Annotated in this window: 11 protein-coding genes; 3 read left to right on the forward strand and 8 right to left on the reverse strand. The window is 44.2% G+C overall.

What is annotated here, in order from left to right; all coding sequences use genetic code 11:
* Positions 1 to 180: 180 nt before the first annotated feature.
* The 8 genes from LU361_RS06740 to LU361_RS06775 all read right to left on the reverse strand — a co-directional run bounded on the left by LU361_RS06740 (position 181) and on the right by LU361_RS06775 (position 14,030).
* Positions 181 to 1,113 carry a hypothetical protein gene (locus LU361_RS06740; protein ID WP_233088055.1) on the reverse strand — a complete coding sequence of 311 codons (933 nt, stop codon included), beginning with the start codon at positions 1,111 to 1,113 and terminating at the stop codon, positions 181 to 183.
* Positions 1,114 to 1,560: 447 nt separating this feature from the next.
* On the reverse strand, positions 1,561 to 2,043 hold the full coding sequence (locus LU361_RS06745; RefSeq protein WP_233088056.1) for a cohesin domain-containing protein: 483 nt from the start codon (positions 2,041 to 2,043) through the stop codon (positions 1,561 to 1,563).
* A gap of 4 nt (positions 2,044 to 2,047) precedes the next feature.
* Positions 2,048 to 8,572 (reverse strand): beta strand repeat-containing protein, encoded by a 6,525-nt coding sequence (locus tag LU361_RS06750; protein WP_233088057.1) that lies wholly within the window; start codon positions 8,570 to 8,572, stop codon positions 2,048 to 2,050.
* 478 nt (positions 8,573 to 9,050) lie between these two features.
* On the reverse strand, positions 9,051 to 10,037 hold the full coding sequence (gene add, locus LU361_RS06755; RefSeq protein ID WP_233088058.1) for an adenosine deaminase: 987 nt from the start codon (positions 10,035 to 10,037) through the stop codon (positions 9,051 to 9,053).
* 78 nt (positions 10,038 to 10,115) lie between these two features.
* A complete protein-coding gene (locus LU361_RS06760; protein ID WP_233088059.1) occupies positions 10,116 to 11,528 on the reverse strand; it encodes a M28 family metallopeptidase in 1,413 nt (470 codons plus the stop codon).
* 93 nt (positions 11,529 to 11,621) lie between these two features.
* The gene (locus LU361_RS06765) at positions 11,622 to 12,080 is read right to left on the reverse strand and encodes a hypothetical protein (protein WP_233088060.1); all 459 of its coding nucleotides are present in this window, start codon (positions 12,078 to 12,080) and stop codon (positions 11,622 to 11,624) included.
* Between the two features lie 13 nt (positions 12,081 to 12,093).
* Positions 12,094 to 12,975: a DUF8812 domain-containing protein gene (locus tag LU361_RS06770; protein WP_233088061.1), complete on the reverse strand. Its 882-nt coding sequence runs from the start codon at positions 12,973 to 12,975 to the stop codon at positions 12,094 to 12,096.
* A 53-nt stretch (positions 12,976 to 13,028) separates the two neighbouring features.
* Positions 13,029 to 14,030 (reverse strand): molybdopterin-dependent oxidoreductase, encoded by a 1,002-nt coding sequence (locus LU361_RS06775; RefSeq protein WP_233088062.1) that lies wholly within the window; start codon positions 14,028 to 14,030, stop codon positions 13,029 to 13,031.
* 239 nt (positions 14,031 to 14,269) lie between these two features.
* On the opposite strand from LU361_RS06775, the gene LU361_RS06780 reads away from it, so the two are divergent.
* From LU361_RS06780 to eruA, 3 genes are all read left to right on the forward strand, one after another.
* Positions 14,270 to 14,512: a hypothetical protein gene (locus LU361_RS06780; protein WP_233088063.1), complete on the forward strand. Its 243-nt coding sequence runs from the start codon at positions 14,270 to 14,272 to the stop codon at positions 14,510 to 14,512.
* The gene (locus tag LU361_RS06785; RefSeq protein ID WP_233088064.1) at positions 14,505 to 15,104 is read left to right on the forward strand and encodes an ATPase; all 600 of its coding nucleotides are present in this window, start codon (positions 14,505 to 14,507) and stop codon (positions 15,102 to 15,104) included. The genes LU361_RS06780 and LU361_RS06785 overlap by 8 nt, the downstream gene beginning before the upstream one ends.
* A 158-nt stretch (positions 15,105 to 15,262) precedes the next feature.
* Positions 15,263 to 19,294 (forward strand): NACHT domain-containing antiphage protein EruA, encoded by a 4,032-nt coding sequence (gene eruA, locus LU361_RS06790; protein ID WP_233088065.1) that lies wholly within the window; start codon positions 15,263 to 15,265, stop codon positions 19,292 to 19,294.
* Positions 19,295 to 19,312: the final 18 nt, after the last annotated feature.

Consider the following 19,312-nt stretch of genomic DNA (forward strand, 5'->3'; position numbering starts at 1 on the left):
GAGAAAAGAGAGGAAGGGAAGGGAAGATTTTTACAATACAGATTGAGAGGTTATCACATTGAATTCAGCGGCCCACAGAGCAGGCCGCCATTCATTAGCGAATAAGTAATTAACCAACCAGTGATTAACGGGTAAGATAACTTTTAAACACTTAAGAATAAATTAAACGCAATAAAAGCGTTAATAAGCCACACCCGCCAAGGCGTTTTCATCATCAAATATGTATTTTGCGATATTCTTGATAATTGCGTCTTTGTTGCGATCCTGAAAACCCAACTCATGCAATCCTTTTAAATAATTCTTAAATGTCGGTGCTTGCTGCGGCGCTTTTTGATTGTATTTAAAGCCGAGTTCTATGTGAGAAAATATCGGCTCGTAGCCAAATAACTGCAAGCCTACGAGTTCGCGCGCAAACACGCGTGGATTTCCGTTTTCCCACAAAAGGCGCGGCACTTCTTGAAAAAGTTTGAGCCACGTTTCTTTCACATTCAGCTCTTTATAAGGGATATGTTCCGATTTTACGCCGCCGAATTTTTCCGTGTGTTTGGCAACAATGCCTGCGGGAATCTCTGAGCGGTTTGCGGGATTAGGGTTTGCTCGACGAGCCACAGGACGAGTTGTCAATCGATGCCAAACCTTTTGCTCGTCTTCATTAAGCGCGAAGTGAAAGCCTTGGTATTTGCGAATGCCGCCAAGGACAAACGCATCGTTAAGCGCAGGACTCCATCGTTTTGCACTTAAAATACTGCCCGGTCCCATCATTTTTACGGGCGGAGCTAAATAATGCAGACTCGAGGCAATTTTTCTACGCTCAAGCATCAGCTTTGAGACAAGAACTTTATCTTTGTCTTCTTGTGGTGACTTAGCGTTGGATGATAATCCGAAATTCATTAGCAAGCTGGGATCGGAACGAATCTTGGTATCGCCCAGTAATATTAGTTGCAACTGGTTGGGTGAAACGTTCTCATAGATTTTCCAGGCTGCGAGAATAAAATCTTCCCAAGTACCTTGGCTCCACGATTGACCGCCACTTTGAAAACCAAACCACTGATTATCTTTGTCGTATGTGTTTGAACACTCAGCAAGCTGGCGATAAAACTCCTGTTTATTCATAGTTCATACTCTCTTTAACGTGGTTTATTAAATGGATACATTACTGAGGGTTGCTAAGCTGCAACCAAGATTTACAGCGATTTAGTCTTTTTAGAAATTACCCATTGCAAGATTTTTATTTTGCGAGCAACTTGCCACTGTGCAAAAAATAAATTGATCAAACATTCCAATGAGCGACCTTTAAAATTCTAATTAAAAACGAATCAATGAATAAAAATAACAAGCTATTTTTGTTGATTAACGCTAATTACTGTTAATACGGTTTTTATTATCAGGAGGTTCTAAAGTTTCTGTATAAAAAAACTTGCGGCGCTGTTTGATTGTTTAGTGTAGAGAATCGAATTTAAATCGCAGATGAATGTGATCCCACTTTTCATATTTTTACCGGCATAAAAAAACCGGGCATCGCTCTCGCAATGCCCGGTTTTTAAAAAAGTGAAATACTTTTTATTGGACGGTTAAGGTCGCACTGAATCCGGCGGTGGTCGGGAATCGAGTGAGGTTAGGATCAGCACTGTCTCGCACATTCGATTGAATCTGAGTGGTTTGACCTGCGGTACCTAACGCTTGGAAAACCAAGTTAACCAAAGGCACCGAACCTTGCGGTTCGGTAAGCGAGGTTGAATTCACGACAACAATGGCGAAGTTACCTGGGTTGTTTTCATGAAAGCTGAAAACACCGGTAAAGTCGTCGCCTGTTGGGCTGGTCACATCAACCAGCTCAACAACAGCAGCGTCGAAAGTCACTTCGAACTCAACACCCGCGAAGACATTCGGGCCGGAGAAGAACAGGGTAGGTACGGTTACCTGATCCCCGCTCAGCACGGTTATGTCGGTGCTATCAAAAAATACATCACCTTCAAATTGCGCCGTCGCTTGTTGCCAAGAGAGGAGCAGTGTCATTACCAAAAGTAGTCGACTTAATTTCATGTTTTTACTCCTCAACCTCGATAGTTAGATCAATCCCTTCGCCGATCGCGACACCGTTATCAAAGGCTTGCACGCCACCGTTAAAGGTGTCACGCAACTGCGCAATCGGATCATCGTTATTTAGCGTTACACGTCTTGCCAACTCAACGTCTCTCTCCGCTGCACTCAAACCGGCAGGGAAGAAGTTGTTGATGAAGATCAGAGGTGATCCGCCGTTGCCGTTCTCACCGCGAGTAATCACGAACAAGTCGTTTGGTCCTCTCGGTAAATTGAGCGTGACATCTAATGTTGGGTTTTCTGGCACGGTAGTGGTCGCTACAGACTCACCGTTCACTTGCAGTTCGAATACGTCAGAAGCATCGACAGCACCGGTACTGTTGAAGAACGCACCTTGGTCACCGAAGGTCAAACTGATCGATACAATCGCACAGGCAATGTCGATGGTTTTGTTCTGCTCGGCTCCACGAACCTGAGCTTGAGCGCTGATGGCGGCAAATTGCTGGAACTGCATATCATCAGGATCAAAACACGCGAAGTTAGCCAGATCGCTGGAAACAAGGCTTAGGGTGCCACCGGTTGCCGCGTCTGGACCAAACACTTGGGTTGCATCCAATGGCAGCGGTTGATCGATGAACATCATTAAGAAGTTCATTCCGAAGCTTGATACAACACCGGCGATTTCACTGCCAGTCAGCATGCGGCCAGAAGTCTGCTCAATGTCGTCGGACAAACGGGCCAACAAGTCTTGATCGAGTAAATCCAACAGATCAACCAACGCACTTGAGGAAGTTCTTCCAGACAGTAGGTTGCGAATAATCTGATCTTCTAGGATTTGCAGCAACTGCTGATCACCCGTGTTATCCAACGCTTGGGCATCAACCACGTTTCTTAAGTTGTTGGCACCGCTGATTTCTAGCGTAGAGGTGATGTCAGAGGTCACGCCTACTGGCAATTCATCAGGAGAAGCGTCCAGCTCTAGCGCGAATTGGATGTCACCGAACAAGCTAGAAACCGTTGATGCAAAGGCCAGCTCTGAGGTCACAACCGGACACTGAGCAATCCAATCCTGGACTGCATCTGCAGGTAAGCTCTGAACCAACACCGATGACTCCAGTGCGTCACAGCTTAAGCCGATCAATGTGGTTGCTACTCGGCCGATATCCGCAGAATCTTGGATGTTACACAATTCCGGAACAACGGATTCACAGACTTCCAACAAACCGCTTGGGTTAGGAATGACACCGGAAGTAATGGTGTTATCCAAAACGGTCAATCGATCTCTGAAACCTTCCAAGCCATTCGCATAAAGCGTCTGCTGAAGCACGGCGGCGATTTGGCTGTCAGGGTTGTCATTGAGGATACCTCGGAACACATCCAATGCCGTGGCTAGATTCATTCGACCGACGGTTAAGGAGGAGGTCAACACGTCCATCTCTTCAACGGTTGCCGTCGCATTCAACAACAAGTCATCGAGAGAAATCTGTTGCAGCTCGTAAGCGCGTTCGAATTCATCTAAGAACGAAAGAATGTCTCCAGTTGCGTCTGCTGGGAATACAGGCAGGGCACCCAGTTCAACGGAGAAGTTATCCACACTTGGAACACCGCCACGGACAGACGTTACTTCTACATCAGCGGTCACACCGGATAACGCAGGGTCTGCCGGAATCGCGAAGTTAACGTAACCTTGCGCGAACTGGCTGGTCGACTGCACGGGAATACCGTCGACAGTAATCGACAAGCTATCAATAGGCGCGATCAGGTTCGGTGAAATCACCAGCGATGAACCACCCGGTAAATTCGTTGGCGGCGAGATGAATCGAGCCACAAATTCGTCCGCAGCAACGATATTGGCGATTAACTCAACGTCGGTCTGATTGAACTGGCCGTTAACATCAACGTCGGAGGCAACGATTTCAGTGCGATCCAACGGTTCACGCAAACCACCCAAACGCTGGGCCGCCAGTACGGCGTCGTCGAGGGTTATATCGCCGCTGTTGTTCACATCGCCCAACAGTGGGAAGTTAAAGTCTTCAGGGAATGGGTTACTTGGATCTGCAACGTTGATAATCACTTCGCTGCTGATCACTGGGTCCATACCAACAAACACTTGCGCGGTTACCGTAAAGCGGCCAGGCGCGGCAAAGCTAAAGTTGGTCGATGCACCTTCAAACATTTGACCGTCGCTGGTGGTAAACACAATGCGATCAAACACAGCGTTGGCCGGAGCTACGGTTGCAGTAAAGGGCAGTGATTGACCCGCAGTGGCAAGAGTCGTCGGAACATCGATGGCGACAAATTCTGCCATCTGTTCAGTAACAACCACGGTAATTTCTGAGGTTGTGATGGTTTGAGTGCCCGAGAAAACCTGCGCGGTAATGGTGAATTCACCCAAGCTATCAAAGCTGATGGTAGCAGGCGAGCCGTTGATTCTTTGGCCGTCGCTCGAGATAAACAACACGTCATCAACCACAGCGTCTGCTGGCATAACGTTCGCCGTTAAGGTCAACTCTTCGCCAATCACGGCTTGCAGTTCAGAACTGGTTACTGTGGCCGTGATTGCTGAGGCAACCGACACATTCACAGGCGTTGAGGTAATCTCTTCATCGCCGACAAATACCGTAGCCGTTACCGTGAAATCACCAGCGTTTGCGAAGCTAATGTTCGCAGGCGAACCCATAATGGTTTGGCCATCGCTGGTGGTAATCTCGATACGATCAAACGGCGCACCGGCAGGTGTCGTGGTTGCTGTGAAGGTGATGGATTCACCGACAAGCACATCGGTATTGGTAGCCGTCAAGGCAACGGTTGGCGCAGTAACCGCGACAGGGAAACTGCCAGCGTTAATAACTTCGTTACCAATGAACACCTGACCGGTGACGGTAAAGTTACCCACCTCTGGGAAAGTGACATCAACCGGTGAGCCTTCAAACTCTTGCACAACGCCGTCGCCATCGGTGTAGCTGAATAGAATGCGATCAGCGATGGTGCCTGCCGGTTGTAAATCCACCGAGAAGCTCACTGGCTCATTCACCAGAGCACTGCTCGCACCCGCCGTTGGATTGACCGTTGGTAGGCTTACAGTAATGGCAATAGGATCACTTGGGGTGGTTTCACCGTCGACCGTGACTTCACCGACAATGGTAAAGTTGCCGTCGTTAGGAATAGTCAGTGTGGCCGGAGAACCCGAAACACGAGCGACTTCGTTATCGCCACCGTCCAACAAAACAAACTCAATGGCGTCTGCCACGGTACCCGCAGGTTGAACTGTTGCCGTTAAGGCCAGATCGTCACCCACGGTTGGTGTGGTCGAACTGCTGGTGATCGAAACCGACACAGGCTCTTCGATAGTCACGGTTGTGACTTCGCTGACAATCTCATCGCCCACCAATAATTCAGTAGTGACCGTGAAAGTGCCTGCTTCTGGGAACGAAATCTCCGCCGGACTGCCTTCGAAGGTTCTTGCAGGAGTTTCGTTGGTGACAAAGCGAATCAAATCCACCGGAGCATCGGCTGGTGTCACATTAGCAGTGAAGGTGATCGGATCACCAATAACAGCTTCGGTTGCCGTGGTATTCACAACAATGGTCGGCGCTGAAATGGTTACCGGGAATGAACCGGCAGGAATCACTTCATCACCAATGAACACCTGGCCGGTCACGGTAAAGTCACCCGCTTCTGGGAAGGTAATGTCAGCCGGGGAACCTTCAACCTCTTGCACAACGCCGTCACCGTCGGTGTAGCTAAAGACGATGCGATCAGCAACCGTGCCTGCCGGTTGTAAATCTACCGAGAACGTCACTGGCTCGTTAACCAGCGCCGTATTGGCACCGGCGGTTGGAGTTACCGTCGGTAAGGTTGAAGTAATCGCAATTGGATCACTTGAGGTAGTTTCGTCGCCAACGGTAACTTCACCGACAATCGTGAAGTTGCCATCGTTTGGAATCGTGAGAGTCGCTGGAGAACCCGAAACACGATCCACTTCGTTACCGCCGTCGTCCAACAAGACAAATTCAATCGCATCGGCAACGGTGCCAGCAGGCTGAACGTCAGCGGTTAAGGTTAAATCATCGCCAACGGTTGGTGCGGTCGAGTTACTGGTGACCGAAACAGACACCGGCTCTTCGATAGTCACGGTAGTGACTTCGCTGACAATCTCATCGCCCACCAATAATTCGGTGGTAACCGTAAAGGTGCCTGCTTCTGGGAAAGAAATCTCTGCAGGGCTACCTTCGAAGGTTCTTGCAGGGGATTCATTAGTGACAAAGCGAATCAAATCCACCGGTGCGTTCGCAGGCGTCACGTTGGTGGTGAAGGTAATTGGCTCACCGATTAATGCTTCTGTTGCCGTGGTATCGACAACAATGGTTGGTGCATTAATGGTTACTGGGAAATCGCCCAACTCGATGACTTCTTCGCCGATAAAGACTTGACCGGTAACTGTAAAGTCACCCGCTTCTGGGAAGGTGATATCCACAGGCGAGCCATCAAACTCTTGCACAACGCCGTCACCGTCGATGTAACTGAAGACGATGCGATCGGCTTCTGTTCCTGCAGGCTGCAAGTCTACTGAGAAGGTCACAGGTTCGTTAACCAACGCTTCGTTTGCACCAACAGTTGGAGTAACGGTAGGTAGAGTCGAGGTAAACGCGATAGGATCGCTGGAGGTCACTTCACCTTCAACAGTCACTTCAACTACTGCCGTGAAATCACCTGCGTTCAACGCGTCATTAGTAACAACAAAGTTGCCGTCATCTGGGTTGAAGAATGTATCCGCAGGACCGGAAATACGCTCAACTTCATTGCCGCCGTCGTCAAAGATAATAACTTCAATCAATTCGGCAACCGCACCTTCGGGCTGAACGTCAACCGTTAAGGTTACTTCATCGCCTACAGTTGGTGTGGTTGTGCTGCTCGTGATAACAAGCGAAACCGGCTCTTCAATAGTCACCGTGGTTTCTTCGCTGATAACTTCATCGCCAACCACCAATTCAGTAGTGACGGTGAATTCACCCGCTTCTGGGAAGCTGATCTCAGCAGGCGAACCTTCAATGGTTCGACCATCACTGGTCACAAAGCGAATGACATCAACCGGTGCATCAACCGGATCAACATTCGCGGTAAAGGTAATTGGTTCGTCAATGAGCGCTTCGCTCGCCGTGGTATCGACTGTAATCGTTGGCGCGTTAACGGTGACCGGGAAGCTGCCGACTTCAATCACTTCGTCGCCAACAAATACTTGCGCGGTTACCGTAAAGTCACCCGATGAAGGGAAATTAATATCGGCTGGAGAACCTTCAAACTCTCGACCATCGCTGGTGGTAAATAAAATACGATCAGCAACCGTGCCTTCTGGTTGTAAATCAACCGTGAACGGCGAGGGTTCATTAACGAGAATATCTCGCGCCGTTAAATCGGCAGCGATTTCAGGAAGAGCGACATCAAAATTAAAGGTGTCGCTTTCAGTGGTTTCTCCGTCTACCGTTACTCGAGCGGTAACTGAGAAACTGCCTTCATTGGGGAAAGAAATTTCTGCAGAAGGACCTGGAATAACTCTGCCATCACTGGTAACAAATTCTACCGAATCAGCCACGGTTCCTTCGGGTAATACAGTTGCGGTAAATGTCGTTGGGTTGCCAACAACACCTTCTGTTCCAGAGCTAACCAGATCAACCGTCACTGGCGTTTCAGCGGTTACGCTAAATTCGTCTGTCGCAACAACTTCACCACCAGAAAATACTTGCGCGGTTACCGTAAAGTCGCCGTCGTTTGGAAAATTAAAAACGGCGGGTGAGCCTTCAACGGTACGACCGTCACTGGTTGTAAAAACAATGCGATCAACGTCGTCGGAACTTGGCAAAATGCTGGCGGTAAAAGTAATGTCTTCGCCAGTATTCACTTCTGGTCCAGGGCCAATAATATTAATAGAAATCGGCTCGTCTACAGTAATGACAGACTGTGACGTTGCGATAACATTATTGCCTGAGAAAACACGCGCGGTAACGGTAAAGTTACCGGCCTGTACAAAACTCAATTGCGCCGGAGAACCAACAACCGTTTGACCTTCGTTAGTACTGAATTCGATTCGATCAAATTGCACACTTGCCGGTGAAACGCTGGCGGAAAATGTAAATACATCGCCAACTGAACCGCTCGTTGCTGAACTGACGACGCTTACGTTTGCAGGCGCAGGTGGATTTGTTGGATCACCATCGCCATCACCGGAACCGTCGTCGCCGTTACCGGTATCACCACCGGAATTATCGTCGCCGCCGGAATTATCGCCACCTGTGTCGCCGCCGGAATTATCGCCACCTGTGTCGCCGCCGGTATCACCACCAGTGTCACCACCGCCGGAGTTGTCGCCACCGGAATCTCCCCCGGAATTATTACCGCCGCCTGTGGTCGGAGTTCCACCACTTGAAGAACCGCCAGAATCTGACGAGTTGTCGCCGGAACCACCGCTGCCGCCACTTGAGCACGCAGCCAGTAGGCATATTAAGCCCACCAGTAGGAAACGATTGATTTTCATAAAATGTCCTTTTTAATAATCCCTAAACCATCACGATCGAAGAAAAGTGTCGCGTAATTTTTCAAGCGGGGCGAACTAGGGGGAAACCTGCAAGTAAATAGATCACACTTTTTACTTACTCGCTAAATTTTGAACAATAAAATTATATTTATTTTTATTTTTCTCATCAACGAAGACTATTGTCTCTTCTGTTTTTTATTTATACAAACAGATCAAATAAAAATCTACATGTTTTCAATAAATGTAAAACACCAACAAAAATCCTAAGAAAAAGTTATTAAAAATTAACAACTTAAAGTGAGAAAAAACGTAAAAAAAATTTACGTTGTGTGCTCATAAATATTTATTACACGTTATTACACCTGATAAAACTTCCAGGCAATTAAATATTATTTAAACGATAAGAATAATATTTAAACAAAAGACAACCTCGAAACCAATTAATGACGAGGTTGTTTGAAATTAATTATTGTTCAACTTACGACATTTGGCTGATGTAAATCAACTTTTCTCTGTCTTCTAACCAACTCACCTCAAAGCTGTTGATCACTAGTTGATCAATTTCCTGTTTTGTAAAACCGCCTTCATCAATTAACGCAAAAAAGTTTTCATTTAGGTAGGCTCTAAAATAAGCAGGATCGTCCGAATTAATAGTGGCCTTTAAACCGAGCGTTAACATCGTACGAATTTCATCGGTTGTATAGGTTTGACAGACAAACTGATTCGATACCGGACAAATCGTCAAACCTAAATTTTTAGCTTTGACCGCTTTGGTTAATTCGGCTTGGTCCAAACAATTAATGCCGTGATCAATTCGGTCCACGTCTATTAATTCAATGCACTCGCGGATGTGGTCATGAATATCTTTTTGATGAACATCGCAATGCATGGTTAATTTATAACCTTCTTGCCGTGCTCGGGCGAAAACCTCGGCGAATTTACTCGGCGGATTGTCTTTTTCGTCCGAATCTAAGCCCACACCAATAATCCAGTCTTTAAAGGGCAACGACATCTGCAAGTGTTCCATTGCCGATTCTGCCGACATGTCGCGCAAGAAACACAGAATTAAATTGCTTTTAATGCCGAGTTTTTCTTCGGCGTCGATTTGGGCTCTGTGAATACCGGTGATCACGGTTTCAAAAGCAATACCACGCGTTGTGTGGCCTTGGGGATCAAAGAAGGGTTCAACGTAGACAATATTTTGCTGCTTAGCTTTTTCAAAATACCGCCAAGCCAACTCGTAAAAGTCTTGCTCGGTTTGCAACACGTGCATTCCGGCGTAGTAGATTTTAAGAAAAGAGGGCAGGTCGTAAAAATCGTACGCGGCGATCAACTCATCAATCGATTGGTACTCAAGTTCAATGTGGTTGCGTTGTGCAAGTTCAAAAATGTGCTCGGGCTCCAGTGTGCCCTCTAGATGCACATGAAGCTCCGCTTTGGGAAGGTTTGCGATGTACTCTTTCACGATTGTCCTCCAAATCATTTATTTTTAGTCGTTGGAGCAATCGCTGAGCCATCGCAAAACAGGTTAACGGATTTTTACTCAGTAAAACTGACCCGCTGGCCCCGGAAATACTACGGGCGTTTCCGATCCATCTTTGGCAACCGCACTGACGCCAAAAAAGTAATTATCGATAACGATGTTTTTAAGCTCGAATTCGCCGACGTTGCCGACAAATCGCGAATGCGTCCACTCAGACTCTGTCGTCAGTCGCCAATGCACTTTGTAACCGGCTAAATTGCTGGCAACGGATGGCTCGGGCAGATTCCAACTGAGATTCGTTGAAGGTGATACGGCACCAGTGATATCGACACGGTGTGGCACTGGCGGAGCACTGGCAATACCCGCCAAGGTGATGGCATTTAACGCCGTTAATTTTGCCGCGTAATCGGCATCAACACCGTCGATGGTATCGCCGTAGACTCGGCCGTCTTCAGTACGCAAGTCTTGATGCTGGCGGTCGTAGTGCTCGTGGGTTTCCATAATGCGCACGCCTGGAAATCCAGCGTCGTTAAACGGCCGGTGATGACCACCGCGACGGAAACGATCCAAACGATACACCATCATAACGTTTAAATTGGTCAGGTATTGGTCGCCTAACGTTTTTACATAGCGAGCCAAATTCCGCGACGGAGAATCCACCTCGCCACCGGTAAAGCGGCGCAAATTTGCTTCTTCCGGCGTTTCAACCGCACGCGTGCCTTCGGAAAATACTCGCACCGTGGTGTTGTCAATCACGCCATCGATGCCAGCGATATTTGAAATCATGTCGTTGTTAAGAATTCCCACCACATCCCATCGCTGATCTTTGGCGTACTGCGCAACAATTTTGCCGCCGAACAAGCCTTGCTCTTCTCCGGCAAGGGCTGCGTAAATAATGGTTCCGGGAAATTGGTAATCGGTCAGCACCCGCGCGGCCTCAAGGGTTCCTGCGACACCGGAGGCGTTGTCATTTGCGCCGGGACTTAAACTTTGAAAATTCATGGCGTCAGTAACACGGCTGTCGATATCGCCACTCATCATAATCACGCGATTAGGATCAACCGTGCCTTTTTGGATGGCGATAACACTGACCACTTCGGTTTTATTGGGTATGCGTTTTTCGCCTTCGACAAAATCCGAAACGTATTTCACCTCCAAACAGCCACCGCATTGTTTTGAAATAGCTTCGAATTCTTCAAAAATCCAACGTCGAGCGGCACCAATGCCTTGGCTTTTACTTTTAGTATCGGAAAGGGTGTGACGCGTACCAAAATTTACCAGCGTCTCGATATCGGAATAAATTCGCTCAGCACGGATATTTTCAGCGATGGTATAGAGCTTTGGAACTTCAGCCGGCGGCGCGACCCAATCGTTAGCCGCGTGCAATGCAATAGGAGCTGTAATCAACAAAGACGAGAAAGCAACAGCAGAATATCGAAAGTACTTCTTAAACCCAGCGAACACAAAACCCATTACACAGCACCCTTCTTCAATTGATTGGAAGTTTTTAGCCATCCAATGAAGAACGTGCCAGCCAGGCGAAACCTCACTATAGGAGGCTTTTGACTAACGCTGGCAGGGCAGGGCTTTGAACTTGTCGGCTTGAATATCAACAGCGCAATGAATCATCGCTGAGCCGCCTTGGGGAAAATAAAAATCCAAGGTTACTTCTACTGCCGTTTTGGTGATCGACAGTGATTCAACAAACACACCTTGGGAATCGCTGAACGCAAAGGTTTCACCATTTACGGTTAAAGACGTAAGCGCTAGGTAATCCACCACATCTAAACTCGGTGTGTTCAAACGTTCGATTTCAAGCTTGGGATTGATTTCCATATTGTGTTGAATAACGCGAACCAAACTTTTATTAACACGCTTAAGCTCAACGCCAGTAACACTGGTAGGAACCGAACTGCCACTGGCCGCGGCCAAAGGTTTAGGCTCGCTGGATACACAACCAGAAACCAATAAATAGCTGACAAACACCGTCGCTATTGAAAAAAACTGCGAATTTAAAAATCTCATTTACAATGCACAACTATTTAACGTTATTGATGAACTTAGAACGACGGCTAAATCGATCCGCCGGGACTTGCTTCCAGCGAGTTTGATCTGAGATCAATTTTTTAAAGCTCTCCAGATCATTACTTGCGGCGGGCTCCTGAATAAAGCGACGAGCCGCTGGCGTGTAATCGCCACGGAATTTTAAATCCACCAAAATATCTTTGATACCGTAATGGGTTGTATCCCACTGCAATTCACCGTAAAGATTGATGACGTCCTTTTTCGATGATATACGGATAACCTCGGAGGATTCCAGTTCATAACTGATATTAAATAACGTTAATTGCGCCTGTGGCGTGACTTGAAAATCCAACAAGTCGTTATCGACAATAAACCGCTCGGCGCGACTGCCAGACAAACCCACAGCTTTCGCCAACACATCAATGTGAGCCTGCTCAAGCTTTGCCCGAGTTAAATCCATTTTTACCTGCGCGGCACTTTTTAACTTAAGATCGTAACCACGACCCACCGTTAAACCCGAAGCAGAACTGGGAACGTGAAGTTTGCGGCTGTGGAATCGACCGCCTTCAGTGCCCTCGGAATCCCAAGTCACTACACCGGAAGTTGGCGGTGTTACGGTCTCTTTGGCAAATACGGAATCCAAAACACGTTTCAGTGCTTTAAAGCTTTTGCCATTGGGATCAATACGACCGTCTGGATTGGCGGTTTGTAAATGATTGGATTGGAAATGAGTAATTGCCTCGTTAACCTTGGCGTTATTTTTGTCGGACATCGGCAACGGCTTTAAGCCATTCTTTCGGTGATAAACATTGATTAACGCAATAACCAAGTGAACATCGTTCACATTATTACGCCCGCCTTTACCAACGGAACTGGATAACCTTAACGCCGACATAAAAAATTCCTTTTCTAGAATTAAATCGAACAATTAGAAAAACAGTTGGGGGATTAACTGTCAGTTGCGATAAATTCTAATTGTTTTGCCACCAAACCGTTTGTGACAGCGTTAGCAAACTCGGTATTTTTCACAATCGCAGACTCATAGCCATCACGTGTAAATTCGGTAGCGTTTAAATAGGTTTCTGATAAATTGGCGTTGGTTAAATTGGAGCCCATAAACAACACGCCATCTAAGTCAGCGCCGATTAAATTCGCATTGGTTAAATTGCAGTTTAGCAGCGAAGAATTAGACAGGTTAGCTTTGTGCAAATTAGCATTAGAAAAATCACAATCATCCAAGTTACAATTTTTTAAATTTACGCCCGATAAATCCATGCCGGAAAAATCAAGTCCGCTTAAATCCAACGACAGCAACACTTGATCTTTGTAGCGATTAAAGTTTTTTGCCTCTCGCAAACGTTTTAATTCTTTATCCGTTAAATTTCCAGAAACGTATCGTTCCTCTTTATTAAAATCAGCATTATTGTGATAACCACCACGCTCCCAAAAACCGAGTGTGTCTTCCTCAATTAATCGAATTTCTTTCAGCCACTTTAAACTTTTGTAAAAATATTTTGTGGGCGCAAAGGTTCGAACCGGAAAACCGTGCTCTATTGCCAAAGGTTCATCGTTAATTGCGTGCACCAACATAACATCGTCATTTAAGCAAACATCAAGAGGCAAACTGGTGTCGTGATCACGATCCGAATACGCAATAAACTGAACAAACTTTGCCGCTGGAACAATGCCAGATAACTCCAGCACATCGTTTAACATCACACCCGAAATCTTGTTACCCAATTTGCTCCAGCGAGTCACACAATGGATATCAAAGGTTTTAATCGTTTGCGGCAAATTGAGATAGTCATTCCAAGCGTATTGCTTTGGCTGCTCCACCAAACCAGTCACGCTTAGCTGCCAATTCTCGCGGGTAAGTTCCATACCCGAAGAAGACTCACCCACCACTGGGAATTTTTCCGTAGTTTGCTGACGAGGAGGGAGCTGTTCCATAACCGATACCTGTAGTTGTTCATATCACTCAATTTGAGGTAAGACGTACTGTACACCGCTAACAGCAAATGGGTATTCGCATTTCATAGTTATATCAGCTATTTATCCACAGCTCATTCATAACTATTTGTTCTTCTGATCGTCAAGTTTTCACAAGCCAGCTCGTGAACCCGCCAGCCAATAAGAGTACAGTTCTATCAATAACTGATGATGGAAAGAAGCAAAACCTGGAGAGCGTAATGACGGAGAAAAAACGAGATATTACCGAGCTTAGCTTGGATGAAATTTGTGATATTGCAGCGCAGGCGGGCCAAGAAGCTGGGATGGACAGCTTACAAGCAGGATTAGAAGTCGTTTCCCAAGAATTGGAAACAGGCCGATTTTATATCGAAAAGATAGGCGAAGGCGGCCAAATAGTAAAAAACTACATAACTGACGAAGAGTTAGAAAAGAGAAGTGGGGAGGGCACACCAGATGAGTGAACCCAAACCCAAAATGATTCTAATCGCCGGACCCAATGGTTCAGGAAAAACAACCCTAACGGAAAAACTCAAATCTGCTGGTGTTGATTTGGGAGAATATGTAAACCCTGACGATATTGCATTAACACTCGAAGGGAGTGGTGATGAAGTTGTCCGAAAGGCGCAGAAAATTGCAGAAAACAAACGCCAGGAATTACTTAATAGCGGCATAGCACATAGCTTTGAAAGCGTTATGTCCCATCATTCAAAGATAGAATATATGATCGCCGCAAAGGAAAAAGACTTTTATGTCATACTATTTTTTGTAGGTATTAATGATCCATCTATCAATGTAGAGCGTGTAACAAACCGAGTCGCAAAAGGCGGGCACGATGTCCCTACCGAAAAAATTCGCAGTCGCTACAAACGTACCATGAACATGTTGTATGAAGCTGCGATTACAGCGGATGAAGCAGTTATATTCGATAACACGCAACGCTCGGAGGGTTTGAAAAAAGCCGCCGTCGTTAAAAAAGGCCAACTAAAAAGCTTTGATCCCCGTTTTCCTTGGGTTCGAAAATATCTGGTAACAAAGTTTGATAGCGGATTTTAAGGTACCGATAATACCCGCTTTCAGGTCATTGATGACTGTATAACAGTGACCTGAACCATCTCCTCTAGAATCTAGTTCGACACATCACAATTTGATAAACCAACCAAAAACCGGTCAAATAAACGAATGTTCCAGATCCTACGGATGACATTTGTTTAATGAACGGAAGCACCCAATTCTACCTTTCTCGAAAACTGCACGATGGCGAACAAAAGTTCTATACAGAACAAGAACTTAGAGAATCAGAACATACTCAATATGTTGTTATACTCGCGGAGCCGGGGGCTGGGAAAAGTGAGTTGATGAGCAGTATTGCTAAGCAGCTCGGCACTAAAAGCATATCGGCAAATAGGTTTGTACGTTCTCAACTACCAGAATCATGTACAAACTTAGTAATAGACGCACTGGATGAATTAGCAGGCGCCAGTGATGAAAAGCTGCATGATCTTTTCTCAAAAATAGAAAACGTTAATCCTGACAGACTGATTATCTCCAGCCGATCGAGCGAATGGAATTCAAGTACAACTCAAATTTGCAAAGAATACATTGAAAAAAAGTTAATCAACCTTTGGCTTGAGCCTTTCAAGGAAGATGAGCAAAGGGCTATTTTTGATCACCACCGTCCAAATGAAGACTTCTTTCATTTTCAACGCCAAGTTGCTCGCTTTGATTTAGACGCCGTTTTACCCAACCCAGAATTCCTCAAACTACTAACAGACGCTTATATTGAAAGTAATCGCGAGTTTTCAGATAAACGAGACATCTTTCAAAAAGCCATCACATCTTTATCGAAGGAACACAACACCAAAATAGAAGCTAAGAAAAACAACCTTACAACAGGGGCGCGAATTGATGCCGCATCCGAGATATTCGCGAAACTTCTATTGGCCGGTTGTGAAGGAATAGCTTCTTTGGAAAGCCAAGAGACTTCACTTTTCCCTTATTTAAGAACGGTTTACAACGAAGACAAACCGGTGTTCGAAGTTCTAGAAACAAAACTCTTTAAACCAGCAGAAGATGAAAACCATCATTTACCCGTGCATAAAATAGTCTCTGAATACTGCGCAGCTAACTATTTTGTTCAGCGGATTACTAACCCAAAAGATGAATTAACACTTCGGCAATGCCTGTCGGTTATAGCTCCCAATAGCGTTACCAGAACAGAACTACGAGGGTTACTGGGGTGGATGGCAGCCCTTGGTAACGCTCACACTCAAGAAACACTCATCAAACTAGACCCATACGCTGTTCTCGCCAATGGTGACCCTTCACAACTAACACCATCGTCAAAACGCTTATTGATCCAACAGCTTCAAGTCGAAGAGGAAAAAGACCCATATTTTCGTCGAGCAGATTTGTGGAGACAGTTTAGTGTTGCTGGATTTTTTACCGATGATGTAATCCATGAGTTACATAAAATTTTACTTAATAGTAATGGAGGTCATTTACGAGATCTACTTCTAGAGTTGCTAGTGGGATCACCTGTAATTTCCCAACTTGAGAATGAATTAACTAATATTGCATTACGTACCAACATACAAGATCGAACCAGAAAGCTTGCTAGTCAATGCCTTTTCTCAAACTTAATCGATGTAGATCTTCAAATAATTGACACCTTGTTATCAAAAAAAGATATCACATCATTAGCGATAGTAGGTGATGCTTTTCACTCAAAAGGAATCGAAAATATCAATCTGAAGGTACTATGTAATTTTTTCTTCGCATGCTCTAACTTATACCCTGAGGAAGAAACTGCAATGGATAAAAATGGCGGACAAAGATTCTTTATAAAAGAAGTTGTATCTGCTCTAGAAATAACAACTTCAGAAATTCTACTTGACAAGCTATCTGAAAATTTAGAATGTAACTGTATTGAACAACACTATAGATGTACCTGTAAGACTGGCATTAGCAAAATAATAGGTATAATTCTAGATCACTACTTTACTATTAAAACAGATCAATTTAACCCTCATAAAATATGGAATTGGCTTAAAAATCTTCACTTTCATAGCCCTAAAGACCCTGAATACAGCCAGTCTGTCAAAATCTTACAAAACCATTATAATCTTAGACAAAAAATTATCCTTACTGCTTTCAGAAAGCTAACGAAAACAGAAGAGATACATAAAACAAAATGTTTTGATTTCGAATTCAAATGCCACTCTGGTTTATATTTCCAAGAAGACGATTATATTTTACTAGTTGAGTATGCTTATATAAATAAGAACTTTAGCTTATGGAATTATTTTCTTCCTAGAAAATCTTATCAATCAGGCAGAAGTCCAAAAAGCATCAATTCACTAAGAAAATTAATGAGAAAACAATCTCAGACAGATCGAGATTTTCTGAGAGAATGGACCTCAATTAACAGATACGCTCACCAAAAATATTTACAAGACAAAAAAGACGACTCACGCACAAGAAGAGCCATAAAAAAACACAGAAACAAAAATGATAAGGTCATAATCGACAACAGAATTTTTTATCAAAAAAATCGCACCAATATAGAAGCTGGAAAAAACTGGACAAGCTTATTAAACTTCTCAAACTATGTTCTTAAAGAGCCGGAAAAAATCAAAGATCATGTTAGTGATAAAAAGATTGTTATTAACTCACTAATAAACTGCATTAACAGTTTATCTAAAGATATTCCCAATGTAAGGGAAATTGCGCACCTAAAAACACAATCCAAATACTCACCTATAGCTCATGTTCTATATGCCTCTATAATAATAAAGTTCCGCGAGGATCGAACCCTTCATGAAATCGACAGAAATACCTTAACTTCGTTACGAGCAGTTTCGAATATTAGCTATAGAGGAATATCAAACTCGGAAAAAGAAACTCTTGCAAAAGAACTAGATAGATTAATTTTTACAGATGATGAGATAACGGAGAGTTTTCTAAGAGACTATTTTGAACCCCAGCTTAATTCAAACAACAAATTAATTGACTTTAGCTGCATCAGAGATGATTCCTCATTCAGCAAATTTAGAGGGACACTTTCAATAGATTGGTTGGAAAATATTCCTATTACATCAATCAACCCGCTACAAAATTTATTCGAACTTGCAATTGACCATTCAGATATAAAAACATTACGTAGAACTATACTAAGAAACTGTTCTAAATTATCCAAATCAGAACCGTTAGAGAATCTAGGTGAATTATTTGATTTTTGGTATATCCGTGCGTTTTATTTTTTAATAGATCCTCCAAATGAAATCTTGGATTATATAAGATCAAAAAAAGATAATTTACTTTTGTTTCGCAGATATTCTGGTAGTCACAGTCGTTATGACTACCCCAATTGGCCTAATCTGAATGCAACAAAAATTGACTTCCTATTAGAATCATTTATAGATTTTTGGCCGAAGGTTGAGCTATCGAAATTCTTTGGAAGCCATAGTTCTAAAGATGAAAAAGCATACAGGCTATTATCAGATTTGGTCTGGATGTTAGAGGCTAACGAATCTGAGGAATCTATGGATATTTTGAATAGATACCTAAATGATAAAAGGTTTTCCACCTTTCACAAAAAGATAAAAAGCATATTAACCAACAAAATTCGAGCAAAAGCTCACCAACAAACTAAAACACCAACAATTAGTAACATCACCAGATTTTTAGACGACAACCAGATAATATCAACGGGATCTCTACGTACCTTAATAATCGACGAATTACAAATCTACCAAGGTGAGATTAATGGTGGAGAATTTAACCCCGGTAGGCGTTTTTACAAAGATTATAAAATTAAAGAAAGGCTTGGGGAAACAGCATGCGCGGAGGTCATTGCTGAAAGATTACAAACTCGACTTGAACAACGACAAATTCAAATAACACCCGAACATCACTTAAAAGATGAGAAAAGAGCGGATTTTACCCTTAGAAAGCGAATAGAAAACCAAGATTTATTGCTGCCAGTAGAAGTAAAAGGGCAGTGGCATGAAGACCTTTATACTGCCGCAGAAGAGCAATTACATAAGTTTTATTCAAGACACCCAAATGCTGATTTTCAGGGTGTGTACTTAGTTATCTGGTTCGGTTCTCACGAAGTAGTCGCCAAAAGAAAAAAACATGGAATTAATTCAGCGATTGAATTGAAGGAATCAATCGAATGTGAAATTCCCTATGAACTTAGAAATCTTATTGATGTTTTCGTGTTAGACGTATCCGATGCGTAAAGTTATGTACTAGCTGAC

This window comes from Sessilibacter corallicola (genome assembly GCF_021290925.1).
Lineage (GTDB): Bacteria > Pseudomonadota > Gammaproteobacteria > Pseudomonadales > Cellvibrionaceae > Sessilibacter > Sessilibacter corallicola.